19 protein-coding genes and 1 pseudogene are annotated in these 26,125 nt (G+C 70.8%); 15 read left to right on the forward strand and 5 right to left on the reverse strand.

Going from position 1 to position 26,125, the window contains the following annotated elements; all coding sequences use genetic code 11:
- The 6 genes from ENSA5_RS07440 to ENSA5_RS07465 form a co-directional block, all read left to right on the forward strand.
- On the forward strand, window positions 1–1,418 hold a 1,418-nt coding region (locus tag ENSA5_RS07440; protein WP_146155428.1), incomplete at its 5' end, for a tetratricopeptide repeat protein.
- A gap of 16 nt (window positions 1,419–1,434) precedes the next feature.
- Window positions 1,435–2,481: a tRNA (adenosine(37)-N6)-threonylcarbamoyltransferase complex transferase subunit TsaD gene (gene tsaD, locus ENSA5_RS07445; RefSeq protein ID WP_106390960.1), complete on the forward strand. Its 1,047-nt coding sequence runs from the start codon at window positions 1,435–1,437 to the stop codon at window positions 2,479–2,481.
- On the forward strand, window positions 2,478–3,353 hold the full coding sequence (rsmA, locus tag ENSA5_RS07450) for a 16S rRNA (adenine(1518)-N(6)/adenine(1519)-N(6))-dimethyltransferase RsmA (protein WP_106390936.1): 876 nt from the start codon (window positions 2,478–2,480) through the stop codon (window positions 3,351–3,353). The genes tsaD and rsmA overlap by 4 nt, the downstream gene beginning before the upstream one ends.
- Window position 3,354: 1 nt before the next feature.
- Window positions 3,355–4,233, forward strand: a complete 879-nt coding sequence (gene mutM / locus ENSA5_RS07455) for a bifunctional DNA-formamidopyrimidine glycosylase/DNA-(apurinic or apyrimidinic site) lyase (protein ID WP_106390937.1) — start codon at window positions 3,355–3,357, stop codon at window positions 4,231–4,233.
- 533 nt (window positions 4,234–4,766) lie between these two features.
- Window positions 4,767–5,438, forward strand: a complete 672-nt coding sequence (locus ENSA5_RS07460) for an RNA polymerase sigma factor (RefSeq protein WP_106390938.1) — start codon at window positions 4,767–4,769, stop codon at window positions 5,436–5,438.
- A complete protein-coding gene (locus ENSA5_RS07465) occupies window positions 5,431–6,429 on the forward strand; it encodes a tetratricopeptide repeat protein (protein WP_106390939.1) in 999 nt (332 codons plus the stop codon). Before ENSA5_RS07460 ends, ENSA5_RS07465 begins: the two co-directional genes overlap by 8 nt.
- Before the next feature lie 90 nt (window positions 6,430–6,519).
- Here ENSA5_RS07465 and ENSA5_RS35695 read toward each other — a convergent pair whose 3' ends face one another.
- The gene (locus tag ENSA5_RS35695) at window positions 6,520–8,064 is read right to left on the reverse strand and encodes a GMC oxidoreductase (RefSeq protein WP_146155429.1); all 1,545 of its coding nucleotides are present in this window, start codon (window positions 8,062–8,064) and stop codon (window positions 6,520–6,522) included.
- Between the two features lie 48 nt (window positions 8,065–8,112).
- Entirely contained in the window at window positions 8,113–9,732 is a 1,620-nt protein-coding gene (locus tag ENSA5_RS07475; protein WP_106390940.1) for a leucyl aminopeptidase family protein, read from the reverse strand.
- Between the two features lie 482 nt (window positions 9,733–10,214).
- On the opposite strand from ENSA5_RS07475, the pseudogene ENSA5_RS39700 reads away from it, so the two are divergent.
- Window positions 10,215–10,301: pseudogene (locus ENSA5_RS39700) on the forward strand (CopG family transcriptional regulator); the annotation flags it as partial.
- 291 nt (window positions 10,302–10,592) lie between these two features.
- On the opposite strand, the gene ENSA5_RS07485 reads toward ENSA5_RS39700, so the two are convergent.
- From ENSA5_RS07485 to ENSA5_RS07495, 3 genes are all read right to left on the reverse strand, one after another.
- Window positions 10,593–11,336 carry a hypothetical protein gene (locus tag ENSA5_RS07485; protein ID WP_146155430.1) on the reverse strand — a complete coding sequence of 248 codons (744 nt, stop codon included), beginning with the start codon at window positions 11,334–11,336 and terminating at the stop codon, window positions 10,593–10,595.
- A 13-nt stretch (window positions 11,337–11,349) separates the two neighbouring features.
- On the reverse strand, window positions 11,350–13,434 hold the full coding sequence (locus tag ENSA5_RS07490; protein WP_106390942.1) for a hypothetical protein: 2,085 nt from the start codon (window positions 13,432–13,434) through the stop codon (window positions 11,350–11,352).
- 255 nt (window positions 13,435–13,689) lie between these two features.
- On the reverse strand, window positions 13,690–15,651 hold the full coding sequence (locus ENSA5_RS07495) for a peptide MFS transporter (protein ID WP_106390943.1): 1,962 nt from the start codon (window positions 15,649–15,651) through the stop codon (window positions 13,690–13,692).
- Between the two features lie 134 nt (window positions 15,652–15,785).
- On the opposite strand from ENSA5_RS07495, the gene ENSA5_RS07500 reads away from it, so the two are divergent.
- From ENSA5_RS07500 to plsY, 8 genes are all read left to right on the forward strand, one after another.
- Window positions 15,786–16,730 carry a M48 family metalloprotease gene (locus ENSA5_RS07500; protein ID WP_106390944.1) on the forward strand — a complete coding sequence of 315 codons (945 nt, stop codon included), beginning with the start codon at window positions 15,786–15,788 and terminating at the stop codon, window positions 16,728–16,730.
- 5 nt (window positions 16,731–16,735) lie between these two features.
- Window positions 16,736–19,114: a dynamin family protein gene (locus ENSA5_RS07505; RefSeq protein WP_106390945.1), complete on the forward strand. Its 2,379-nt coding sequence runs from the start codon at window positions 16,736–16,738 to the stop codon at window positions 19,112–19,114.
- A 16-nt stretch (window positions 19,115–19,130) separates the two neighbouring features.
- Window positions 19,131–22,430 carry a dynamin family protein gene (locus ENSA5_RS07510; RefSeq protein WP_106390946.1) on the forward strand — a complete coding sequence of 1,100 codons (3,300 nt, stop codon included), beginning with the start codon at window positions 19,131–19,133 and terminating at the stop codon, window positions 22,428–22,430.
- Window positions 22,431–22,541: 111 nt separating this feature from the next.
- Window positions 22,542–23,162: an imidazole glycerol phosphate synthase subunit HisH gene (gene hisH / locus ENSA5_RS07515; protein ID WP_106390947.1), complete on the forward strand. Its 621-nt coding sequence runs from the start codon at window positions 22,542–22,544 to the stop codon at window positions 23,160–23,162.
- 6 nt (window positions 23,163–23,168) lie between these two features.
- Window positions 23,169–23,909 carry a 1-(5-phosphoribosyl)-5-[(5-phosphoribosylamino)methylideneamino]imidazole-4-carboxamide isomerase gene (locus ENSA5_RS07520; RefSeq protein WP_258182777.1) on the forward strand — a complete coding sequence of 247 codons (741 nt, stop codon included), beginning with the start codon at window positions 23,169–23,171 and terminating at the stop codon, window positions 23,907–23,909.
- The gene (gene hisF, locus ENSA5_RS07525; RefSeq protein WP_106390949.1) at window positions 23,903–24,706 is read left to right on the forward strand and encodes an imidazole glycerol phosphate synthase subunit HisF; all 804 of its coding nucleotides are present in this window, start codon (window positions 23,903–23,905) and stop codon (window positions 24,704–24,706) included. The genes ENSA5_RS07520 and hisF overlap by 7 nt, the downstream gene beginning before the upstream one ends.
- A 21-nt stretch (window positions 24,707–24,727) precedes the next feature.
- Window positions 24,728–25,447, forward strand: coding sequence for a bifunctional phosphoribosyl-AMP cyclohydrolase/phosphoribosyl-ATP diphosphatase HisIE (gene hisIE, locus ENSA5_RS07530; protein WP_106390950.1), 720 nt, complete (start codon window positions 24,728–24,730; stop codon window positions 25,445–25,447).
- The gene (gene plsY / locus ENSA5_RS07535; protein ID WP_258182778.1) at window positions 25,444–26,076 is read left to right on the forward strand and encodes a glycerol-3-phosphate 1-O-acyltransferase PlsY; all 633 of its coding nucleotides are present in this window, start codon (window positions 25,444–25,446) and stop codon (window positions 26,074–26,076) included. The genes hisIE and plsY overlap by 4 nt, the downstream gene beginning before the upstream one ends.
- Window positions 26,077–26,125 lie beyond the last annotated feature (49 nt).

The following is a 26,125-nucleotide window of genomic DNA, read 5'->3' on the forward strand; positions in this document are numbered from 1 at the left end:
GGGGCGAAGCGGTCGAGGTCACGAGCGACCCCGCGGCCCTGGCCCCGAGCGCTCGCACCGATGCGCCGCGCAGCGACGGCCCCGCGCGCCGCCCCCAGACCAAGCCCCAGCCCCGCCGCCTCGCGAGCCCGGCTCCGCGAACCGAGTCGTGGCGCCGGCCCCCGAGCCTCGCAGAGCTCGGCCTCGATTTCGGCCGGCCCAAGCCGAGCACGGAAGCTGACCTCCCTGACCCAAGCGAAGAGGCCGAGGCCGAAACCGACACCCAGACCCAGGCCGAGGCCGAGACCCAGACCGAAGCGCGCCCGGAGCCAGCGGCCAACGAGGCCCCCGCGCCCGCGCCCGAGGCCGAGCCCGGAGTTCCCCAAGCCTGGGCGATCGACTCGGGCTCTCGCAACCAGACCTCCGGCGAGATCGGGCGCCTCGACCAGGAAGCTCCCGAACCACCACCAGCTTCGCCACCCGCGACACCCGCGACCCCCGCGGACGGCGACGCGTTCGGGGACGGCGACGCGTTCGGGGACGACGACGAGTTCGCCCCGGTCGACGTCAAGGTCGCCGAGCCCGCGCACGAGTCGCTGACGTCCAAGCGCCTCAAACCCCGCGACAGCGACGACGCCCGCGGGCCCCTGCGCGAGTCCTCGATCTCGACCGAGGAGGTCCCCACGCTCGACCGCCCCAGCGACGACACCCCGCTCGCGGCCGACGATCTCGACAGCGCCGAAGCCGAGCGCGACCACCAGCCTGCGCCGGGCGGATCCAACATCGGGCTGTGGGTCGCGGGCATCGCCATCCTCGCGGTCGCGGCCGGGACCTTCGCCTTCAAAGACAAGATCTTTGGCGACCGCACCGAGCAGCCCGCATCCAAGACACCCGAGCCCGCCGCCAAGCAGCCCGAGGTCAAGTCCGAGACCAAGCAGCCCGACACCGGCGCCGCCCCCAGCGAGGCCGGCGAGCCGCGGGCGACGGGCGGGACCGAGACCGGGCCCGCCGAAGTCAACAGCGACGCGGGTGACGACGGCGCCGCCCTGAGCGAAGAACAACTGGCCGAGATCGACGGCAAGCTCCGGTCGGCCCACAACCACTTCAAGACCTTCCGCAACGGCGAGGCGGCGATGGAGATCATCGAGGAGATCCTCGAGGGCGCGCCCAACCACGCGCCCACGCTGCTGCTGCGCGCCGAGGTCCTGGCCAACAAAGGGCAGCTCGACGAGGCCCTCGCGTCGGCCCGAAGGGCCAAGCTCGCCGACCCCGAGCTCCCCGCGGTCTTCGCCACGCTCGGCGGGCTGCTCGAAGCCGTCGACGACAAACAAGGCGCGCTCGAGGCCTACGAGCGCTACCTCGAGCTCGAGCCGAGCGGTCAGCAAGCCGTCGTGATCAAGAAGTTCGTGGCCCGGCTCTCCCGCGACCTCGGCCAGTGAGCGGGTCACCATGACCATGGCACGAGTGCTCGCCATCGAGTCGTCCTGTGACGAGACCGCCTGCGCCGTGGTCGACGGCCTCCGCGTGCGCAGCAGCGTCGTGGCCTCGCAGATCGAGGTCCACGCGCCCTTCGGTGGGGTCGTGCCCGAGCTCGCCAGCCGCCACCACCTCGACTCGCTCGCGCCGGTGATCCGCGCCGCGATCGAGCAGGCCGGGCTCGAGCCGACGAAGCTCGGCGCCCAGCTCGACGCCCTCGCGGTCACCGACTCGCCCGGCCTCGTCGGCGCGCTGCTCGTCGGTGTTCAGGCCGCGCGGGGCCTCGCGCTCGCGACCGGGCTGCCGCTGTTCGGGGTCCACCACATGGAGGGCCACCTGTTCTCGGCCTTCATCGCCGACGACTCGACCGCCAGCGAGCCCGAGCCCTTCGCCCCTCACCTCGCGCTGCTCGTGTCCGGCGGCCACACCGAGCTCGTCGAGGTCCACGGCCTCGGTCGCTACGAGCTGCTCGGCGCCACGCGCGACGACGCGGCCGGCGAGGCCTTCGACAAGGTCGCCAAGCTGCTCGGCCTCTCCTACCCCGGCGGACCGATCATCGATCGACTCGCCGCCGAAGGCGACCCGAGCGCCGTGGCCTTCCCCCGCGCGATGCTCCGCAGCAAGGACTTCGACTTCTCCTTCGCGGGCCTCAAGACCGCCGTCGCCGTCCACCTCGAGCGCGAGGGTCAGCCGCGATCGCGCGCCGAGCTCGCGGATCTGTGCGCGTCGTTTCAGGCCGCGGTCGTCGACGTGCTCGTGGCCAAGACCTGCGCGGCCCGACGCGCCCGCGGCTGCGAGCGGGTCCACGTCGTCGGCGGCGTGGCGGCCAACGCGGGCCTGCGCGCGCGCTTCGACGACGCCGCGGCGCGCGAGGGCTTTCGCCTGGTCACCGCGCCGCTTCGCTACTGTGGTGACAACGCCGCGATGATCGCCGCCGCAGCCGCGGCCCACGTCGCCGAGGGCCGCGCGCCCCGGGTCGTCGTACAGTCCAGCGTCGCGCTCGACGAGGCGCGAGCGACCCCATGAGCGACACCTCCCGCGGGATCCCTTCGCCTGGTGAGCTCCTGCGCCGCTACGGTCTGTCGCCGCGCAAGAGCTGGGGCCAGAATTTCCTCCACGCCCGCGAGATCCACGAGGAGATCGTCGCGGCGGTCGCCGGTTTTGGCGGCGCCGCACCGGCCACGACGATCATCGAGATCGGCGCCGGCCTCGGCACCCTCACCGCCCACCTGCTCGCGACCGGCGCCGTGGTCGAGGCGATCGAGCGCGACCGAGATCTCTGCACCGTCTTGCGCGCCGAGCTCGGCGATCAGCCCCGCTTCGTGCTCCACGAGGCCGACGCCGTGCGCTTCGACTATTCGGCCCTCGCGAAGCCGCGGATCGAGGCGGGTGAGGCCCGGCCGGCGGTCGTCGGCAACCTCCCCTACCAGCTGACCGGCCCGCTCTTGTTCGCGCTGCTCGACCACGATCAACGGACGGGCCCCTGGGTCGTCATGGTCCAGCGCGAGGTCGCCGACCGGCTGTGCGCCGAGCCTGGGTCCAAGCGCTACGGCGGCGTGACGGCGGCGCTGTCTCGGGTCCGACGGATCTCTCGGGTCTGCTCCGTCGCGCGCGGGTGCTTCTTGCCGCCGCCGCGGGTGGACTCGGCCGTGCTGCGCTTCGATCCCCGCGCCTCGCCCCTCGGCGAGGTCGCGGATCCGGCGGGCTACCTGCTCCTGGTTCGGACCTGCTTCCAACGTCGCCGCAAGACCCTGACCAACGCGCTGGCCGGCGTCGCGACCCGCGAGCAAGCCCTGCGCTGGATCGCCGCCGCCGAGCTCGACCCGATGATCCGGCCCGAGCGCCTCGGGCCCGCACAGTTCGCCGCCCTCCAGCGCGCGCGCGAGGCCGAGGGCTGACATGCCCGAGCTGCCCGAGGTCGAGTCGGTCCGTCGGGGCATCGTCCGCGCGCGCATCCGCGAACCCGTGACCTCGGTCTGGCGCTCGAAGCTCCCCCTGCGCGTCGGCAAGCACTGGCAGCGGAAGCACGAGCAGCTCGGGATCCTCGTCGGCGCGGTGCCTGGCAAGGTCCGACGGCGCGGCAAGTACCTGCTGTGGCACCTGCACGCCGACGCGAACGCCGACGACGACGAGCTCGTGCTCCTGATCCATCTGGGCATGTCGGGTCGCTGCGGCATCGCCCAGCCCGACCAGACCCGAGTCGCCCACACTCACCTCGTGCTCGGCTTCGCCGATGGTCGGCAGCTGCGCTTCGTGGATCCGCGTCGCTTCGGAGGGCTGCGGGCCGGCACCCTGAGCGAAATCTACGACCGGGATCCGATCGCGAGCCTGGGCCCGGAGCCGCTCGCGCGCAGCTTCGGCGGGCCGACGCTCGAGCACAGCCTCGGGCGCAGCCGCAGGGCCCTGCGCGACGCCCTGCTCGATCAGCGCGCCGTCGCCGGGATCGGCAACATCTACGCGATCGAGGCCTGCTTCGACGCTGGCCTCCACCCCCTGCTCCCGGCCTGCCGCCTCGCCCCGAGCGCCTGGCAGCGCCTGGCCGACGCCCTCGTGACCGCGCTTCGACGCGGGATCGCCAACGGAGGGACGACCCTCAAGGACTTCCGCAACGTGACCGGCAAGGTCGGGCGCAACCAGGATGATCTTCGCGTCTACGGGCGCGCCGGCCAGCCCTGTCCCCTGTGCACCACGCCGCTGGTCGCCTTCGTCCACCAGGGTCGCAGCGGGGTGTTTTGTAGGCGATGCCAGGCGAAGCCGCGGACCCGACGCGTCGCCTGACATACCTGACCTAAAAAGTGGGCTGGGTCGTGGCCCCCGCGTCGCCGCGTGGTGAAGGCCCGGGGCAAGTCCCGACTCGAACCACGCATTTGCACTGGCTGTGCCATCGGCTTTGCCTGCATTTTCAGCCTCCGAGTTCTACCGACCGTCAGAAAAATAGCTGTCTCCGCGCCATGCGTCAGATTTTTGACTGCCCCCTGATGCGGCGTCCCATGCGCCCATTCTCGCCAAGCCTCCGCTCCATCCTCCGATCTGTCCTGCGATCCATCCTCCAGCTATGTGAGCTCAGCATGATTCACAAACTCGATAAAGCTCAGATCTCCAACGATCCAGCGCCGTTCTCCGACCCTCATGGCTCCGGCGCACGACCCAACCCAACCTTGCGGGCGCCGAGACGTGATCCCGTCCGTTGAGGTCTCCTGATGGGTACCGCCACGCTCGCTTGGTCCTCCAGCTCCGACGCTCACCGCCCGGACTTGCCTCCCACACGGTTGGGAACGCAAATTCGAAGGGTCGCAGGAGCGAAGGAGACCATGACCGCGGACGACAAGGCCCTCGCCGCCGCCGACCTCCCCGAGGGAGGCCGGAGCGATGAGGATCTGATGTCGGCGTTCCGTGACGGCGAAGGGGCAGCCTTCGAGGAGCTCGTCACCCGGCACAAGCGCGGGCTCTACAACTTCCTCCTGCGAAGCGTGCACAACCACAGCCGCGCCGAGGAGATGCTCCAAGAAGTCTTCCTCCGCGTGATCCGGGCCAAGGATCGCTACCAGCGAACCGCCCGGTTCACGACCTGGATCTACACCATCGCCCGCAACCTGTGCGTCGACGAGAGCCGCCGCCAAAAGTTTCGCCGCACGCTCCCGCTCGAGGCCAAGCGTCGCGGTCGCGGCGGAGATGCCGGGCTCAGCATCCTCGACGTGACCAAGGCCGGCCAGGTCGACACCGACGCCGCCTCCGAGGCCCCAAAGATCCGCGACCGGGTCGCCGCCGCGATCGAGAAGCTGCCCGACGACCAGCGCGAGGTGTTCATCATGCGGCAGTTCGGCGGCCTCTCGTTCAAGCAGATCGGCGAGGCCGTCGGCGCGCCAGAGAACACGGTCAAGTCACGCATGCGCTACGCTCTCGACAAGCTCCGCGGCGAGCTGCGTGACATCGACCCACGCGAGCCGGCGGCCGCCGGCGAGAAAGCATCCGCAAGTGGCTGACTTCGACGCACGACAGCTCGACCAGCTCGAAGACGCCCTCGAGCGTCTCGAGAGCATCGACGACCCCGCGTCGCTCGAGCTGTCCCCGGCGTTGACCGAGCGCCTCGCCGAGTACCAAGACGTGCTCGCGCTGTGTCGTGACGCCTACCCGCTCGAGACCCCCTCCGACGAGCTGTTGGCAGAGGTCATCGCCGAAGCCCACGAAGTCAGCCGCCGCCCCAAGCTCCGCGACGGCCTCCGCCCCGACGCTCAAGACAGCAGCTGGCCTCGCTTTTGGGAGCGCTGGCGCGGGACCTTGATTCCGGGCCTCGCCCTGAGCGCGACCGCGGTCGCGGTCTTGTGGGTGCTCGAGCCCAAGCGCGAGCTCGACTCGGCCCAAGACCTGCTCACCGACAACGGCGACGCCGACCAGCGCGAGCGAGACGACAACGCCGACCGCGAGCGGTCCCAGCCCGCGAGCGAGCCGAGCGTCGACGAGGCTCGCGCCACGCCCGAGGCCGACGAGCCCGCGCCCGAGCTCGGCGCCGACGACCCCAAAGAGATCCCGGGCGAGACCCCCACTGAGAAGGTCGGCCACACCGAGGCCCCGACCCGGCCGAGCTCGAAAGCCAAGAAGTCCAAGTCGGGCGCCAGCGCGCCCACGCCCGAGCCCGCGCCCACGCCCCTGACGAAAGACGAGACCTGGACCAGCCTCGAGCGCGCAAACGCAGCGCGGCGGACCGGCGACTGCGACCGCGCCCGCTCGATCTACGAAGACATCATCGCCGCCAGCTCCGACGGCCTCGCCGTCGCCCGTGCGAAGGCCGGCATCGGCCTGTGCTTCGAGCAAGTCCGCCACGACTCCAAAGCGGCCACGTGGTTCGAGGCAGCCCGCTCGGCCAGCCCCGGCATCGACGCGTGGATCAACACCCAGCGCGACGAGCAGCCGATGCCCGGCGAGAAGAAGCAACGCAACAAAAAGCTCGCGTCGCCCGAACTCGACTCGATCTAGCCCCTTGAAAACGAGAACGCCTGAGTCGAGCGCGCGGCGCTTGATCCAGGTCTCGCAGGCTGCTGAACAACCCGCGCGGCAAGGTCGCGATCAGCCACCGAGCATCAGCGCGGCCTGACGCTCGGCGAGGGCGGCGATCGTCATCGAGGGCGGGATGCCGGGGGCGCGCGGGTAGAGGGATCCGTCGGCGACGAACAGACCCGGGTGACCGAAGACCTCGCCGCGGTGATCGACGACGCCGTCGCCGGGGTGACTGCCGATGCCCGCGCCGCCGAGGGGGTGCACGCTCGCAATCCCACGCTTGCCCCGACCGCTCGGCGCGTTGATCCAGGCCAGCCGCGGCCGATAGGCGGCGCTGATCCGCGCGGCCTCAGACTCGATCGCCTCGAAGATCTCGGGGTCGAGGTCGCGCCCGACCTCGGTCCGCAAAAACTCGCCGTCAAAGCCGAGCGCGCCGGTCGAGGCGTCGGCGCCCATCGCTAGCAGGAGCCCGGAGGTCCCGAGCAGGCGCTGGACGATCTTTGGCAGGGGCAGGGCCGAGAGCGGGAGGCCGGCCTCGCCGACGAGGTAGCGCAGGGGCCCGTCACCGTGCTCGGGCACGCGCAGGTAGGCGTTGGACGAGGGCCCCGCGCCCGAGTCGTGCAAGTGGGCCCGCGCGGCGACGAACAGCGCGCCGAGGTCGGCGTTGGGTGAGAAGCCGTGGCCCAGGGTCATCGGCAGCCGCGTGAGGCTGCGGTGGCGATCCCGGGCGGCGAACAGCAAGCGCAGGGTGTTGAGGGTCCCGGCAGCGAGGACGAGCTTGTCGGCGACCGCCCGGTGCTGCCGCCCCTCGCCGTCGCGGTGATCGATGTAGCGCAGCTCGTAACCACCGCCGCGCGCGGCCGGGAGCTCGCCGACCGCCACGACCTCGGCCAGGGCCCGCAGCTGCGCGCCGGCCTGGAGCGCCGCGGCGACGTAGGTCAGATCCATGGTCGTCTTGGCCAGGGTCGGGCAGCCGAGCACACACTCGCCGCAATGAATGCAGGTGGTCTGGGTGACGCCGGCCGCGTTGACGACCCGCTGCGGGTGCGCGGGATCCTTGCCCCACGCGATCGCGAGATCGGGGTAGGTCGGTCGCGCGCCCCCGGCCTCGTCGACGGCGCGCTCGAACGCCCGGTTCTTGGCGGGTCGCTGCGGGACCGGAGCCGGCCGCAACATCGCGCGCACCCGCTGGTAGTGCGGCGCGAGCTCGGCGGCGTCGAGCTCGGCCGGGAACGCGTCGAAGAAATCGGGCCCCGGCTCGGCCTGGATGTTGGTGTAGACCAGCGAGCCCCCGCCGACGCCGCTGCCCGCGACGGTCACCAGACGCTCGAAGCGGTGGACCTCGAACAGCCCGTCATGGTTGACCGACAGCTCGCGCGCGACCCGACCCCGCGCGACCCGGACGTTGCGCACGAACTTGCGGCTGCCGACGACGCCGCGCGGCCAGCTGCGACGAACGCCGCGGTCGCGCGCGAGCTGCTCGCCGGCCGGACCCCACCACGGACCCCGCTCGAACATCAGCACCCGCATGCCACCCTCGGCCAGACGCGCCGCCGTGGCCGAGCCACCGAACCCGGTTCCGACGACCATCACGTCGAAGCGATCGGCGTCCACGGCATCCACTATGCCACGGCTGACCGCTTCGACCACGCGCGGCCGGGCTCAGGGCAAATCGCGCGAGAGAAACTCGAGGATGCTGGCGACCGGGACGCCGGAGCTGCCCTCGATGTTGACGCCAAAGCCCTTGTCGACGATCGCCGGTCCGGCGATGTCGACGTGCATCCAACGCTTGCCCTCGGCGAATTGCTCGAGAAACAGCCCGGCGGTGAGCGCCCCGCCGGCGCGCTCGCCGGTGTTGCGCAGATCCGCGATCTTGCTGTCGAGCATGGCCATCAGAGGCTTGGGCAGGGGCAGGCGCCACATGTCCTCACCCGCACGCTCACCCGCGGCGAGCCACTCCGACGCGAGCGCGTCGTCACGGGTCATCACGCCACAGATGTGCGGCCCGAGGGCGACGATGCACGCGCCGGTCAAGGTCGCAAAGTCGATGACGAGGTCCGGCTCGAGCGAGGCCGCGAACACCAGCGCGTCGGCCAGGGTCAGCCGACCCTCGGCGTCGGTGTTGTTGATCTCGACGGTCTTGCCGTTCGACGCCCGGAACACGTCGCCGAGGCGGTAAGCGTTGCCGCTAACCATGTTCTCGGCCGCGGCCGAGATCACGTGGACCTCGTAGGGCAGCTCGAGGTGCGCGATCCCGTGCATCGAGCCGATGACCGCCGCGGCGCCGCCCATGTCGAGCTTCATCTGCAGCATGCCGTCGCTCGGCTTGATCGAGTAGCCCCCCGAGTCGAAGGTCACGCCCTTGCCGACCAGACAGATCCGGCCCTTACTCGGGCCCTTGGGCCTGTAGCTCAGGTGAATGAATTTGGCCGGCTCGCTGCTGCCGCGCGCGACCGCGAGGTAGAGCCCCATCGATCGGCTCTCGCACGCCTCGACGTCGAGGATCTCGCAGCGCACGTCGTGGCCGGCCTCGCGCAGCTCGCCCGCGAGGGTGCTGGCGGCCTCGGCGAGGAAGCTGGGGGTGACGAGCTCGGCCGGGCCGTTGCCGAGGTCTCGGGCCTTGGCGATCGCCGCGGCGACGATCTGCCCGCGACGACTCCCACGTTGACGAAGATCCGCGTCACCTTCTGCCACGACCGTGACCGCCTCGAGCGTGCCCGGGCCGCGCTTGTCCTCGCCGAGGTAGCGATCGTAGCCGTAGCCGGCCAGCTCCAGCCCTTCGGCGACCAGCTTGGCGACCCGCTCGTGGTCGTCCCCGAGCTTGCCTCGCAGATCCAAGATCAGCGCCCGGACCCCCGATTCCTTTGCTGCGCGCGCGGCATCGAAGGCCAACTTGCGCAGAGCCGCCGTCTCGTCGAGCGTCTCGACCCCAAGCAACAGCACCTGGCAAAACCCCCCTTCCTCAGTTGAGAAGCGGAAGCTGTCCCCGGCGTTACCTTCGAATCGGGAGTTGATGAGAGCTGTACCCACGCCCTGGCCAAAGCGTCGAGCGACGCTATCGATCTCGTCCTTCGCCACAGCGATGACGAGCAGATTGTCGGCCTGAGTGCGCGGGATTTCGGAGGCCCAGTCGATCTGAAGCATAGACGACATGAACCTACACGACCCGCGGTGAGCGGAGCCAGCACCATTTGACCCCAAGCTGGGGGGGTGACCGAGCTCAGTGTCGCTTCTTCTACCTGAACGAAGCATCAGTGATGCATAGATGTCATTAGTTGTCATGAAGGATCGCTCAACTTCCTACAAAGATCACTCAACTTCCTATAATTGAGTATCAAAGTTGTTAATTAGTGTTGACATGCATGATCCTGCTCTGTACGGTGCGCGATACCGTCACCCTGAAGGAGGGTCCACCGATGAATACTCAGGCTACCGAGGAAGCGAAATCCGCGACCAAGAAGAAGGCGACCAAGAAGAAGGCCGCCAAAAAGAAGGCCGCCAAGAAAAAGGCGACCAAAAAGAAGGCTGCCAAGAAGGCCGCCGCCAAGAAGAAGCCGGCCAAGAAGAAGGCCGCCAAAAAGAAGGCCGCCGCCAAGAAGAAGCCGGCCAAGAAGAAGGCAGCCAAGAAGAAGGCAGCCAAGAAGAAGACCGCCGCCAAGAAGAAGCCGGCCAAGAAGAAGGCCGCCAAGAAGAAGGCCGCCGCCAAGAAGAAGCCGGCCAAGAAGAAGGCCGCCAAGAAGAAGGCCGCCAAGAAAAAGGCCGCCGCCAAGAAGAAGCCGGCCAAGAAGGCCGCCAAGAAGAAGGCCGCCGCCAAGAAGAAGCCGGCCAAGAAGAAGGCCGCCAAGAAGAAGGCCGCCGCCAAGAAGAAGCCGGCCAAGAAGGCCGCCAAGAAGAAGGCCGCCAAGAAGAAGCCGGCCAAGAAGGCCACCAAGAAGAAGGCCGCCGCCAAGAAGAAGCCGGCCAAGAAGGCCACCAAGAAAAAGACGGCTCGCAAAGCGGCCGCGAAGAAGTAGCCCAGCGCTCGCTTCCACAAGCCGCCGGGGTTCCTCCGGCGGCTTTCGTATGTCCGGCGAAGCTCGCCGCTCCGTCCTCGGCTCACGCTCGCACTGGTGGACCCGCGATCGTCGAGCCGAGGGCGGAGGTCAGGCCAGCTCGCGCGCGAAGGCTCGCAGGTTGGCGTAGGCCCGCGGCCCATCGAAGAGCAAGGTCAGCGGCTGCCCGGCTTCCGCACGCTCGGCCGCCAGGTCGGCGAGGGCGTAGGCGAGGATCTCCGCATGGCTCGAGCGCAGGCGGGCATCTTTGCCTCCGCCGATCCGCAGCCACCCGGCGCCCTCGAACTCGAGCAGCTGACCGGTCATCGCAAACGCTGGCGCGACGACCTCGACCCCGAGCGGCCCCCCGAACGCGGCCGCGTCGGCGGAGCTCCACAGACCTTCGGGCTCCCAGACCAGCTTCGGCTCGTCGGGGCCGAGCCCGCTGACGAAGCTGGTGAAGCGCCGACGCGAGAGGCTGCCGGGGCTGAAGCTCGACGGCGTCCGGATCATGACTCGCTGGGCACCGAGGGCCTCGGCGCACAGCTTCGTGATCTCCCAGGCCTGGGCGATCGCCCCGCCCCGGAAGTGCCCGTAGTCCCCGGGCTTGGCGTCGAGGCTTCGGTTGCTCCCCACGACGACGCCATCGCCGGCCTCGTGGGTCAGGTAGTGCCAGGCGTAGGGGACCAGCTCGACGCCGGGGTGCCGCGCGAGGACACGCTCGCCCATGCGCCGCGCCGCCGCAGCCCGCGGCGGGTTGAGAAAGGTCGAACGCAGGACGACGAGCCCGATCGGGTCGTCGCGCCGCCCTCCGCTCAGCACGGCCTCGTCGTCGAGGACCACGCCTAGGCGCATCCCGGAAGAATCCTCAGGCGTCATCGTCTTCGCCATTGCCATCATTGTGGTTCGCGGGGCTCGGTGCCAGTGGTGGCGGCGCGTCCAGATCTGCGCCGAAGTCCCAGCCCTCGTCGAGCGCGGGTGTGGCCAGCTTGGCCTTGGGCGCCGCGGGCTTGGGCGCCTTCAGTCCGGGGATGCTCGGGGGCGCGACCGGGCCGGCCTTGGGCGTGACCCCGGGCAGCGGCGGGGCCGCCTTGGCCGGGCTCGGCTCGGGCGCCGGCTCGGGCGCCGGGCGGGCGGGCAGCACCGGGCCGCGCTTGACCGTCGACGGCGGCGCGAACTTGGGCACCGCGCCGAAGTCGGGCAGGTCGAACAGCGAGGAGCCCGACTTGGCGCTCGGGCTCGGGCTCGGGCTCGCGGGCTCGTCCTCGGCGTCAAACAGCGCCGAGCGGAACATGCCGCCCGACGAGTTCGACCCGATCGGTCGGATGCCGCTGGCGCTCGCGGGGTCAGGCTCGAGCTCGGACTCGGGCAGCTTGGGACGCACGCCTGAGTTCAGCGCCGCCCGGGCGAGACTCGCGAGGTCGAGGTCGTCATCGTCGTCGCCTGCATCGGCGGGTGGCTCGGGGCTCGCCTGTTCGGTCGCGGCGTCCGCGTCCGCGTCCGCGTCCGAAGCGGCGCTGCTGTCGTCGTCGTCCGCGTCGTCTGTCTCGTCCGCGTCACTCTCGTCCGCGTCATCACTCTCGTCCGCGTCGTCTGTCTCGTCCGCGTCACTCTCGTCCGCGTCAGTCTCGTCCGCGTCGTCTGTCTCGTCCGCGTCGTCCGTCTCGTCCGCGTCAGTCTCGTCCGCGTCGTCACTCTCGTCCGCGTCACTCTCGTCCGCGTCGTCGCTCTCGTCCGCGTCAGTCTCGTCCGCGTCAGTCTCGTCCGCGTCACTCTCGTCCGCGTCACTCTCGTCCGCGTCACTCTCGTCCGCGTCGGCATCCTCATCGACATCGAGCTCGGCGCTGTCGGCGTTGCGATCTTGCTCACGACTCGCCTCCGCGTCCGCCTCGGCCACGTCGCCGGGGAGGTCGGCCTCGGCGCGGGCGTCCGTGTCGACGCTGGTCTCTTCGGCGCCCTGCTTCGCGGCCCCGTCGGGGCCCCGAGTCTCAGCCTCTCGCTCGCCCTCGTCAGTTGGAAGCTCGCTCGGCTGAGCTCCGTCCGCGCGGCGGCCCTCGGCCTTCGCCTTCTTGCGCGCGTCTCGGCGAGCCTGCTTGCGACCCTTCTTGCCCTTGAGCTTGTCCTTGCCCTTCTTGCCCTTGCCCTTGCCCTTGCCCTTGCCCTTGGTCCCGGCTCCGCCGTCATCGGCCTTGCGCTCGCGCTTTTGCTTGGCCTTGAGAAAGGGGCGCAGCCCCTTCTTGCCGCGCTTGAGCAGATCCTTGGCGAGCTGATCCCCAGCTTCGTCGACCGCGGCCTCGGCGGCCTCGATCAACGCGGCGGCCTTTTCGGGCTGATCGCAGCGCTGCAGGGCCAAGACCAGGCCCGCGAGCACGCGCGGGTGGCCGCCAAAGCCCTCGCGCGCCTGCTCGAGGTGGGCGAGGGCGTCGCTGTTGTGACCCGACTCGGACAGCAGCACCGTGCCGTAGTTCAGGTGGTCGAGGTCCGAGAGCTGGTCGAGCTTGGCGAGCTTGCTCAGCAGCGCCCGAGCCTCCTTGCGATCTCCGGCGAGGGTCAGCGCGTGGGCCTGGGCCGAGATCAGCTCGGCCTTGTCACCGGGATGGTTCGAGACCCGCTCGGCCTCGGCGAAGGCCTGCGCCGCCGCCCGACCGTCATCGACGGCGAGGTGGAGCTTGGCCTCCTGGATCCGGACCCACGCGTGGGGCGCGAGCAGCTTGACGGTGACGTTCCCGCGCAGCTCCTCGAGCAGGCTGTGGGCCTTTCCTCGATCGACCGCGTCGACCCTGGCCGCGAGCCGCTCGAACACCAGCGAGTGCGCGAGCATCGGGATCGCGAAGAAGGCCGCGACCCCGAGCACGGCCAGCGCCCAGCCATAGATGCTGACGTACTCGGCGAGCACGAAGCCGCCCACGATCAGCACGATCGCAACCCACCCGCGCAGGAGCCACGAGGCCATGGGCCTGCCCGACTGTCGCCATAGCTCCGCGGGGATCTTTGGCGTCGCCGGATCTATCGTCGCGATCGTACCGGACACGGTCGCGCAAAATGCCTCACTGCGCGCAACGGGGCAAGGCCGGGCTAGATCCCAACCGGCGCGGGGCGCATATCAGCGTCTACGGGCGGATTCGCCCGCCGTAGCGGCGATCACAGCTCCCGCCCGCGACCCGGACCCTCGACCCGTCGCGCGGCGCGGGTGTCGGGATCGGCGCTGTCATGCCCCGCCCGTGCTCTTGTTGATCGCGTCGTCGAGGCGATCGAGCAGCACGTAGATGAACAGGGCCACGGCCGCCGCGATCCCGGCGAGGACCAGGAAGAAGTTGACCGGCGTCATCGAGCTCTGGATGCCACCAAAGAAGCCCGAGAAGTTGTTCCCAAACGCGGTGGCCAAGAACCACCCGCCCATCGCGAGCCCGACGAGGCGCTTGGGCGCGAGCTTGGTGACCAGCGAGAGCCCCATCGGAGACAGGAGCAGCTCGCCGATCGTGATGATCCCATAGAAGCCGACCAGCCACAGGCCCGAGACCTTGGCCGCGCCGCCGTCGGTGAACATCCCGCCGAGGGCCATGAGCAGCAGCGAGGCGGTGGTCAGGCACAAGCCATAGAAAATTTTGCGCGCGGTCGAGATCTCTTTGCCGCGCGCGACCAGCCACGCGAAGAAGCCGACGATCAGCGGGGTGAAGCCGACCACGAACAGGGCGTTGAGCGACTGAAACAGCTCGGGGTTGATGACCTGGACCCACTTGCCGGGCGGCAGCTCCTCGGGCGGGTGGCCAAATTTCTCGGCGTAGCCCTCGTAGAGCTCGGCGTAGGTCTCGTCGCTGACCACGTAGGTCGGGTAGGCCCCGTCGGGGCCCTCGCGCATCAACGCCACGCGCAGGTCAGCGGACAGCTGCTCGGGGATGTTGACGGCCACGGTCGGCGCGCCGTGGGAGTCGGTGCCCTCGACGACCTCGAGCTCGCCGTCGGGGTAGATCGCGGTCGAGAACTGCCACACGGCGGCCTTGTCGGCGTCGAGCTTGGTGACCTCCACGAGCGGGTCGAATTCCTCGACCGAGAGCTCGGGGTTCGCGGCGAGGATCTCGGCCAGGGTCTCGTGATCCATCCGCTTTTGCCCGTACATCCGGGCGACGCTGGCGTCGTCGACGACCACGAGGCTGTCTTTGCTGGGCCGCGGCACGTCCTCGGCGGCGTTGCCGTAGTAGCTCGGCAGCCCGTCTTGCTGGAACAGGCTCGGCGCCGGGATGTCGCGCGCGGTCATGTCGTTGGCCCACTGCGTCATCGCCGAGCCGTTGAGGTGCAAGACCATGAAGAAGGTCCCGCCGGCCACGTAGATCGGCAGCAGCGCGAGCAAGCCCGGCTTCTCCTTGTCGACCGCGGTGACCCCGAGGCGGACGAAGAACACGATGATCGGGATCATCCCGGCCAGGAACCCAACGATCGCCGGGCGGACCGGGCCATCGGGCATGTAGGTGCTCGACAGCCAAAAGCCCAGGCCCCCGAACACGAAGGCCGGGAGCAAGATCTTGAGAAAGACCTCGCCGAAGCCCGTGTCGTCCTCGCTGCGCTCGGGCTGGCGGTCGGCGACCTCGAGGGTCTTCCAGCTCAGCGCCAGGATCGTCACGCCGATCAGCAGGCCGATCGACGCGACCAGGAAGGTCGCCTCCCAGTTGAACTTGTTGCGGACCGCCGAGCTCAAGAACGAGGCCACGAAGGCCCCGATGTTGATGCCCATGTAGAAGATGTTGAAGCCGGCGTCGCGCTTGGGGTCTCCGGGCTCATAGAGGTTGCCGACCATGACCGAGATGTTGGGCTTGAACAGCCCGTTGCCGATCACCAGGCCGATCAAGCCGTAATAGAAGTAGGTCTCGCCCCGGCTCATCAAGAACAGCCCGGCGGACATGATCAGCCCGCCGATGACCACGGCCTTGCGGTAGCCGAGGTAGCGATCGGCGAGCAGCCCGCCGGGGAAGGGCGTGAAATAGACGAAGGCGAGGTAGAGCCCGTAGATTTCGTTGCCGTCGGCGGCCGGGAGCCCGAGCCCGCCGCGCTCGAAGTCGGTCACGTAGAGCAGGAGCACGTTGAGCATCGTGTAGAAGGCCAGGCGCTCCCACATCTCGATGAAGAACAGCTGGTAGAGCCCTTTGGGGTGTTTGCGGGATTTCGTCTCGGCCATTCACTCACCTCGCGTCGGTCCGCGGATCATCGCTTTCGTGCCAACGCGGGGCAAGCGAGGGCGAACTCTGCTCGTCAGGGCCCGCCGCGGCTCTGCTACCATCCCTGCGCGCCCACGACTGGGCACCCGAACACGTGAGCACCAGTCCCGATCTCAGCCACTTCGTTCAACACCGCCAGCTCGACGTCTACGAGCAGAGCATGGCGCGTCAGGGTTACGCCTACGGCGTGGATCTTCGGCGCTCGCGCTGGCTCGCGACCTCGACCGTCGGCAACGCCCTGGTCCGCACGGTCGACCGCGCGTGGCCCCGGCTCGCCGAGCACCTCCTCGCCGAGGAGCTGCTCGACGCCCAGACCGCGCCGACGAGCCTCCTGCGCGAGCTCGCGGTCCACATGAACCTCCTGCGCGCGCCGCTGCCCGCGGTTCGGCTGCTGCGGCCGCCGCAGCGCGGTCGCTGGCCGCTGGTCACGGCGATCGGGTCCACGCGCGGGAGCTCGCTGTGGCTGGTCCTCGACGCCGAGGCGCTCCTCGCTCTCGACGCGGACAAGCGCGCGTTCGTGCTCGGCGCCGGGCTCGGCCACCTCCACTGCGACCACGCGGTGTTCTTCGCCGCCCACTTCCTCGCCAACCGCCGCGAGGGCAATTCCAGCATCCGCACGCTGCAGTCGGCGCTGACGCCGTGGACCAAGGTCATGACCTTCTCGGCGGATCGCGCGGGCTTGCTCGCGTGCGGTCGCTTGGCGACCGCGGTCTCGGTGATCGAGAACCCGCCGATCGCGATCGGCGATGACCCCGAGCCGCGCTGGCTGCCGCCGCTGCCCTCGCCGGTCGAGCGGATCCAGGCGATCGAAGAATTCGCCCGCTCGTCGGTGTTTGCTCGGGTCGTGGCCATGCGCGCGCGCCAGCGTGAGCTGGCCCGCAGCGTCGGCGACGCCGCGCCCCCGAGCGTGCCCTCTGGCTCCGAGGGGCGAGCCACGCCGCCACCGGCGCCCGAACCCGAGCCGATCCACGTCCCCGCCGACGCCTGGTCCCTCGCTCGAGTCGACGCCCGCCTCACCGCTCGCCTCAACCTTCTCTGACGACCATGCTGGACGATCTCCCACCCCCCTCGAGCTCGGCGTCACCCTCGGCGTCACCCTCGGCCGGCATCGCCGCGCTGGCCGACGCCGCGACCCGACTGTCTCAACTCGCGACCGAGCTCGGGCACCGAGACGTCGCCGAGGCGATCCGCGACGACGCCAAGCGCCGCCTCGACGACGGCCGCGTGCGCGTCGTGGTCCTCGGCGAGATCAAGCACGGCAAGACCACGCTGATCAACGCCCTGCTCGGCGAGGCCCTGCTGCCGGTCGGCGTGACCCCGACGACCGGGGCCGTGGTTGCGATCCGCGTCGACCCCGAGCAGACCCGGACGGGGACCTATCTCCTGGCCCCAAGCGGCGAGCGCAGCGAGCTCGACGCCGAGCGCTTCGAGGCCCTCGCGCGCGGCAAAGATCACGACCAGGCCCGCCGCGTCCCCGAGCTGCTCGTCGACCCCGAGCGCCTGCCCGCGACCCTCGAGCTGATCGACACGCCCGGCTTCAACGACATCGATCGCTTCCGCGCCGCCGTCAGCCGCAGCGAGCTCCCCCGCGCCGACGTGCTCGTGCTGGTCCTCGACGCGACCCAGGTCCTCAGCCGCAGCGAGCTCGGGCTGATCCGCGACGCGATCGCGGCGGTCGGGGGCCTCGGCGACAGCGGGGCCCGCTGCGTGCTGGTCATCAACCGCATCGATCTGGTCCCCGAAGACGAGCGCGCGCGGATCGTCGAGCACATCCGCACCGAGCTGAAGACCGTCATCCCCGGCGAGCTCGAGCCCTACCTGACCGACTCGAAGACCGCCCTGCGCGAGCCCGAGTCCGAGGCCGAGCCGGCCCGCGCGCTCGCCCGGCTGCGCGACGAGCTGTTCGGCCTCGCCGGCCGCGGCCGCGAGATCCTCCCGGCCCGCGCTCGTTCGGCGCTGCTTCGCCACGCCAGGCTGCTCGGCTACAACGCCGCGATCCAGGCCCGGGCCCTGCGCCTCGAGCACGGCCAGATCGCGACAGAGATCGACGCCGTCGAGCAGGCCATGGCCGAGCGCCCCGCAGATCTCGCGAGCTTGCGCAAGATGATCGCCGAGGCCGGCGGGCGCATCGTCGAGGCCAGCGAGGAGCGCCTGACCAAGTTCCGGGCCGAGCTCGAGGAGGCCGCCCGCGCGCAGATCCACTCGGCCGACATCAACACCCTCACCCAGGTCGTCCCGGGCGCGATCCAAGACGCGTTCTTGGAGTTCGTTCACCACGAGAGCGAGCGCCTCCGGGCCGAGCTCGAGCAGCTGACCCGCGACGTGTTCGCGACCTGCGGCGAGCTCGCCCGCCGCCGCCTGACCGAGGCGACCTTGCCCTTGAGCTTCCGCGGGCCCGGGATCTACGTCGAGCCGCCCGCGATCCTGATCGAAGTTGGGATGGTCGCGCTCGGTCTGGTCGGGACCGTGATCTGGTACTTCGGCAACACGATGACGGGGATGGTCATGACCATCGCCTCGCCGCTGACGACCGTGATCCTGCGCGAGAAGACCGTCCGCGACGCCCGCGAGCAGGCCCGCGACGCCCTGCCCGAGGCCCTCGATCGCGCGATCGAGCAGCTGCGCGAGACCATGGGCGAGGTCGTCGCTCGCCACGGCGGGGGCCTCGACGAGCACCTGATGCTCGCCGACCACGCGCTGTCCGAGCAGCTGCTCGACAGCCTCCGCCGGGCCGAGCAGCGCCTCGCCGACCACGAGCGACGCGTCGCCAAGCTCCTCGGTCAGCCCGCGCCGACCGAAGCGCCAACCAACGCCGCGACCAGCGACGAGGCTGGCGCGCCCGACGAGGCCTCCGAGCCCGAGACCTCCGAGCCCGAGTCCTCCGAGCCCTCCGCGACCGAGGCCTCCGAGTCCGAGTCCTCCGAGCCCGAGTCCTCCGCGACCAAGGCCTCCGAGCCCGAGTCCTCCGAGCCCTCCGAGCACGAGCCCTCCGAGCCCGAGTCCTCCGCGACCAAGGCCTCCGAACCCGAGCCCTCCGAGTCCTCCGCGACCGAGGCCTCCGCGACCAAGGCCTCCGAGAGCTCCGAGGGCTCCGAGCCCGAGCCCTCCGAGCCCGAGTCCTCCGAGTCCTCCGCGACCAAGGCCTCCGAACCCGAGTCCTCCGAGCCCTCCGCGACCGAGCCCGCCAAGCCCGAGCCCTCCGCGACCGAGGACAAAGCCGCCCCCCGACGCGCGAGCGAGGACGCGGGCGAGGCAGCCCCGCCCGAGTCCGGGCCCGAGCGCCTGCGCCAGCGGGTCGCGGCCGCGGCCCAGGCCGAGTTCGACCTGCTCGAGCGCCGGCTCGAGGCGATCGCGGACGAGCTCGAGTCCCTGAACCTCGACCCCGAGCACCCACCCGAGACGGCGCCGCCGATCCTCCACTGACACGGACGTCGAACACATGGCCGACGACGACAGCAACCCCTTCGGTGAGGCCGGCAAGCAGGCCCGAGACTGGGCTCGCAAGATCAAGCTCAAGAACGTCGGCGACACCCTCGGCGGGTGGGCCCGCAAGGTCCGCGACTACGCCGTCGAGGTGTCCGAGAGCGTCGGCGTGCCCGAGGCCGTGCGCGACGCGACCGAGCAGGCCCGAGCCATGCGCCTCGCCGGTGACGCCGAACAAGCGCGCGCCGTCTTGCGCGAGCTGATCGACGTCCACCGCGACGAGCCCGCGCTGATCAACGCGCTCGCCCTGACCGCCGTCCACGAGCGCCTGATCGACGGTCGGGTCCCCGGCGGCCTCGCCGTGCTGCGCGAGCTCGCCGATCGCGTCGAGGCCAAGAAGGTCCCCGCCATGCACCTCGTCGAGGCCGCCGAGGCCCTGCGCGAGGCCGACCAGCCCGGCCAGACGATCGACACCCTGCGCCGCGCCGACCGGCCCCTCGCGCGGCTCGGCTCCCAAGACCTGGTCGAGGCCCGGCTGCTCGAGCACCTGCTCGCGGCCGCGGCCCACCGCCGCCTCGGCTCCCCCGACCGCGCGATCCGAGAGGTCCGCAAGGCCGCGGCCTCGCTGCCGCCGACGGCCGGCGAGGGCCTCCGCCACCTGACCCTGGTCATCGGCGTCGATCAGCTCCTCGCCGACGGGCGGATCGTCGAGGCCGAGCGGTGGATTCGCAGCGCCCACCAGCGCCGGCTCGACGGGGCCCGCGTCGCCGCCGGGCAGCGACACGACGAGGCCCGCGGCGAGACCGAGGCCGAGGCCGAAGCCGAAGCCGGGGCCGACGGCGCCCAAGCAGAGGACACGGCGACGATCGAAGCGGACGCCACGACCGTCGAGCCCCCCGAGGCGCCCCCCGTCGACGAGCGCCTCAGCGTGCTCGAGCAGGCCCTGCTCGCGCGCGTGCTCGCGGCCCGCGGCGAGCGAGCCCGCGCCGCCGCCCTGCTCGACGAGCTCCCCGATGAAGAGCGCGAGCGCGAGCTCGACCCGCTCCTGCATGAGCTTCGTGTTCGCGTCGCGATCGCCGCGACCGACGGCGACCGGGCCCGCCACGAGGCCCTGCGCTTCTTGCAGCTCGGCGCCCAAGACCCCGAGCGCCTGCGCCTGTGGGCCCTCGCCGAGCTCCGCTATGGCAGCGACCCGACGACCGCGCCAACAGCCGAGCCGACAGCCGCGCCCACAGCCGCGCCCACGACCGACGAGGCCTCGAGCTCCGCGGTGATCCAGAGCCTGCTGCGCGCGCTCGAGGCCGCGCCCGCCCACGCCCGCGCGGCCCATGCCCAAGAGCTCGCCCACGTCGCGCTGCGCTACGAGGATTTCTCCGACACGGTCCACGCGGCGCTCGCGGCCGTGCGTCGCGAGCAGCACGATCTCGTCGGCGAGGAGCTGCGCCTCCACCGAGTCCGGACCGCGCTGCACCGAGCCCTGCGCGAGGGTCGGGGCCTCGCCGGCCTCGACCCCGAGGTCGCCAAGCTGTTCGACGCCGAGGCCGGGCCGCCCTACCGCCTGCGCAGCCAGCCCGAGCTCGCCCACGTCCTCGGCCCCGACGAGCTCAGCCCGCTGCGAGATCCGCTCCGCCGCGAGTGCCTCGTCGCCGCCCAGCGCGAGCTCGCGATCGCCGAGCGCACGATGCTCGACGGCCCCGCCCACCTCGACGCCGTCGAGCGAGCCCTGGTCGCCGCCCTGATCCAAGATCCCGAGCTCGCCGTCGCCCGGCGACGCCTCGCCGAGCTGACCCGCCCGGCCGTCGGCGAGCGCCTCGAAGACCTGCTCGCGGCCGCGACCGAGCTGCTCGCGCGGCTGCCCGAAGAGGTCCTCGGGCTCCCGGTCCGCGGCGGCCAGGCAGCGCTCGAGAAGGTCATCGCCGCGCGCGAGCGCCTCGCCCGACCGCTGACAATCGCGATCATGGGCGAGTTCTCGGCCGGCAAGAGCACCTTCGTCAACGCCCTGCTCGGCGAGGCCGTCGCGCCGATGGGCGTGCTGCCGACGACCAACACGATCAACGTGTTTCGGCGCGGGACCGGCCGCGGCGCCCGGGTCCACTACCGCGACGCGAGCATCTCGACGGTCAGCGCCGACGAGCTCGATCCCTACCTGCGCAACCTCGACGACGAAGAGGCCAACCGCATTCGTCACCTCGAGATCGACCGCGTCGGTGAGCGCATGGGCGACGCGGCGGTCGTCGACACGCCCGGGCTCAACGCCCTCGACGAGTATCACGAGAAGGTCGCGCGGGCGTTCATCGAAGAGGCCGACGCCGTGGTCTGGATCTTCTCCGCGACCCAGGGCGGGACCGCGACCGAGGCCGGGATCCTCGGCGAGCTGCGCGAGGGCGGGCGCTCGGTCCTCGGCGTGCTCAACAAGGTCGACACCCTCGACTCCGAGGCCGACCGCGAGGAGCTCGCCGACTACCTCCGCGAGCAGCTCGGCGAGGTCCTCGTCGAGGTCTTGCCGCTCTCGGCCACCGCGGCCCTCGCCCATCGCACCCAGCCCGAGGCCCCGGACGCCGCCAACGCTCCCGACCCCTTCGCGGTCGTCGACGACGCCCTCGAGCGCTGGTTTTTGCGCCGCGCTCGCGAGCTCAAGGCCGACCTCACCCGCCGACGCCTGCGCGAGGCCCTCGACCAGGCCAAGGCCAGCGTCGAGGCGACCGCCGCCGCGCTCGAGGCTCGCGCAGGTCGCGAGGCGCTCTCGGTCGCGCTCGCCCGGGCGACCGCGGCGCTCGGCAAGTTCTCCGAGGATCTCCACGAAGGCCTGCTCGACCTCGACGAACTGCTCGCCCGCGAGGCCCTCGCGATCGGCATCGTCGAAGCCGGCGAGGGGACCCGCCGCAAGGTCGACGAGCAAGACGGCGAGTACCTCGACGCGACCCTCGAAGACGCCGCGATGCGCCTCCTCCAAGACCAGCTCGGGCGCCTGACCGGCGAGCACGAGGTCCTCGCCAACTTGCTCGTCGAGCGCCTCGTCCCCTGGGCGCGTGGCTACCTCGCGGGCCTCGCAGCCCGGGGCTTCGCCCGCGAGCTCATCGCGACCCACGGCCGCGCGGCCAACCGCGGGGAGCGAGCGCTTCGCGACGCGCTGCGCGGAGGCCTGCGCCCGCTCGCCGACGACTGGCGCGTCGCCACGCGCGAACAATTTCGTGAGCTCGAGCGAGCCCTCGCGCGCGCGCGCCAACGATCGACGAGCGCGCCGCGTGCCGAAGCGCTGCGCCTGCGCACCTCCGTCCTCGTCGGACTCGAGGGCCTGCTCGACGCGACCAACTGAACATCACGCTTCGCTCGCCGCGCTCACCACGCAGCTCGAAGGCTGATCAACCAACCATGTTCGCAAATCCAGGCGGATTCTGGGTCGAGATGTGTTAGAACCGCCCGACTCATGGCTCGGGAATTGACCCTCGTCGACTCCGGTCTCGGCAATCTGGCCAGCGTTGAACGCGCGCTCATCCAGGTTGGCTCCGCGACCCAGATCACCGACGACCCAGACAAGGTCGCGACCTCGAGAATCGTCGTTTTCCCGGGTCAGGGGACCTTTGGGAAGCAAACCGACAACATCGTGAGCGGCGCGATGGGCGAGGCCATGCGCATGGTGATCCAGCGCGGCGACCCCTTCTTGGGCATCTGCCTCGGCATGCAGATGCTGTTCGAGGGCTCCGAAGAAGCTGGCGGGCACAAGGGCCTCGGCATCCTCAAGGGCCAGTGCCGACGCTTCCCAGAGAGCATGACCACGGCCGAGGGAGATCGCGTGCGGAAACTCAAGATTCCGCACATGGGCTGGAACGAGGTCCAGCCCTCGGGCGAGCACTACTACTTCGTCCACAGCTACTACGTCGACGCGGCCGAGTCCTCGGACGTGATGTGGTCCACGACCTACGGCGACATCACCTTCGCCTCCGCGATCCGCCGCGACAACATCTACGGCTGCCAATTCCACCCGGAGAAGAGCCAGCAGTCCGGGCTCCGCTTCCTCCGGGCGTTCTTGCTCGGGAGCCGCCAATAGGTGCTGGTGATCCCGGCGATCGATCTCCTCGAAGGACGGGCGGTCCGCCTGGCCAAGGGCGATCGAGCGCGAGCAACCACGTACTCCCACGATCCCTGCGGCCTCGCCAGGCAGTTCGTCCGGGCCGGAGCCAGGCGACTTCACGTCGTGGACCTCGACGGCGCGTTCGCGGGCCAGCCGGCCCAGGTCGAGCTCATCCGCCGCCTCTTGAACGCCGCCCGCGAGGCCGCAGACCCGTCGAAGCCCGTCGAGCTCGAAGTCGGCGGGGGCATCCGCGACGCCGCGGCCGTCGAGACTCTGATCGAAGCTGGCGTCGACAAGGTCGTGGTCGGGACCCTCGCCGTGCGCGAGCCAAAGCTCGTGGCCGAGCTGTGCCGCGCTCACCCCAGCGCGATCATCGTCGCGATCGACGCCCGCGACGGCCTCGTCTCGATCGAGGGCTGGCGCGAGACCTCCACGGTCCCGGCGGCCCAGCTCGCCTGCCAGGCGGCCGAGTGGGGCGCCGCCGGGCTCCTGTTCACCGACATCAGCCGCGACGGTCTCCAGGTCGGCCCCGCCGTCGAGTCGACCGCCGCGGTCCAGGCCGAGGTCGACCGCGTGGGCCCGATCGACGTGATCGCCAGCGGCGGCGTCGGCTCGCTCGAACATCTCGACGCGCTCGCAGCCGCGGGCGTCCGCGCCGTGATCTGCGGCCGGGCGCTCTACGAGCACAGCTTCACCCTCGAGGAGGCTCTCGCCCGATGTTAAAACGCCGCATTATCCCCTGCCTAGACGTCAAGAACGGCCGCGTGGTCAAGGGTGTCCACTTCAAGGGCCTGCGCGACACGGGCGATCCGGTCGAGGCCGCCCGCGCCTACGACCGCCAGGGCGCCGACGAGATCTGCCTGCTCGACATCACCGCGACGACCGAGGGTCGCGAGAATTTCGTCGACGTCGTCCGCCACGTCGCGCCACAGATCTTCTGTCCGCTGACGGTCGGCGGCGGCATCCGCCGCGAGGACGACGTCCGCCGCCTGCTCAACGCTGGCGCCGACAAGGTCGCCGTCAACTCGGCCGCGGTCACCTCGCCGCCGCTGATCAAGCGCCTCGCCAAGCGCTACGGCAGCCAGGCGATCGTCGTCGCCGTCGACGTCAAGCGCATGGACGCCCTCCCCCGCGACGAGGAGCCGCTCTACGAGGTCGTGATCCACGGCGGCACCCGCTCGACCGGGCTCGAGGCCCTGCGCTGGTGTGAGCAGGTCACCGAGCTCGGCGCCGGCGAGATCCTCCTGACCTCGATGGACAAGGACGGCACCCGCGACGGCTACGACCTCTGGATCACCCGCGAGGTCGCCCGCCGCGTGCCCGTGCCGGTCATCGCCAGCGGCGGCGTCGGCTCGCTCGAGCACCTGCGCCAGGGCCTCGCGCTCGGCGAAGGTGAGGCCGACGCGGCCCTCGCCGCCTCGATCTTCCACTTTGGGCTGTTCACGATCGCCCAGGCCAAGCAGTACCTGCTCGAGCACGGGCTCCCGGTCCGGCCCCCCGCCACCCGCCACGCGGCCTGAGTTGGGGTAGGTCTGGCCCCGATGTCCGAGTCCCTCGACGCGCTGTGGTCGACGCTCGCGCCTGACGCCGCGGGCCTCGTCGCCGCGATCGTCGTGCACGCCCACGACGATCGCGTGTTGATGCTCGGCTACATGAACCGCGACGCGCTCGCGGCGACCCTCGCCACGCGCAAGGTCACCTTCTTCAGCCGCTCGAAGCAGCGCCTGTGGCAAAAGGGTGAGACCTCCGGCCACACCCTCGAGCTCGCGTCGATCCGCGTCGACTGCGACGGCGACGCGCTGCTCGTCCAGGCCACGCCGCGCGGGCCAACCTGTCACACCCAGGCCAGCTCCTGCTTTTTCAAGCTCGTCGAGCTGCCCCCGCCCGGCGCCCACGAGCCCGTCTCGATCAAGGGCGAAGACGACGGGCCCCGCCCGAACGCCGCGATCGACTCGCTGTGGCGCACGATCCTCGATCGCAAGGCCGGGCGCGGGATGACCAACCCCGAAGGTCGCAGCTACGTCCGCTCGCTGCTCGACAAGGGCGTCGACAAGATCAACGAAAAGCTCCGCGAAGAGGCCGGCGAGCTGTGCGACGCGCTCGCCGGCGAGACCGACGAGCGCGTCGTCAACGAGGCCGCGGATCTGCTCTTCCACGCCCTCGTCGGCCTCGCGGCCCGAGGCCTCGAGCCCGCCGACGTCGCCGAGGTCCTCCGCGCCCGCCACGGCCTCAGCGGCATCGACGAGAAGAACCAACGATGATCCTCGAGCTGCTGCTGTGGATGCTCGGCGCCTACCTGCTCGCGGGGATCCCCGTCGGGCTGCTGATCGGCCTCGCGCGCGGCGTGGATCTGCGCGAGGTCGGCTCGGGCAACATCGGGGCGACCAACGCCGTCCGGGCCCTCGGCAAGGTCTGGGGCCTGATCGTGTTCGCCCTCGACGTGGCCAAGGCCGGCGTCCCCGTCGCGGCCGCCCTCCATCACTTCGGCGACGGGCCCGGTGGCCCGCAAAAAGTCGCGATCGTCGCGCTCGCGGCGATCCTCGGCCACCTGTTCCCGATCTATTTGCGCTTTCGCGGCGGCAAGGGCGTCGCGTGCGCGTTTGGAGTGTTCCTGGTCCTCGCGCCCAAGGCCGCGCTCGTCGGGCTGCTCGTCTACGTCCAGACCCTCTGGCTCACGCGGATCTCCGCGCTCGGGTCGCTGACCGCGGCGCTCGTCATCGTCGCCGTCGTCTGGATCGACCCCAGCGTGCCCTTCGCCTACGTCGTGCTCGCGGCCGGGCTCGCGGGGCTGATCTGGGAGCGCCACCGTCCCAACCTCGAGCGGGTGTTCGCCGTCGCCCGCGAGGCCCGCGAGCGCGAGCGCGAGCTCGAGCGCGAAGACTCGGCCTAGGATCTTCAGGCGCAGCCGAGGGGGTCACCCGACGGGGTCAGCCGAGGGG

This window comes from Enhygromyxa salina (assembly GCF_002994615.1).
Classification (GTDB): domain Bacteria; phylum Myxococcota_A; class Polyangia; order Nannocystales; family Nannocystaceae; genus Plesiocystis; species Plesiocystis salina_A.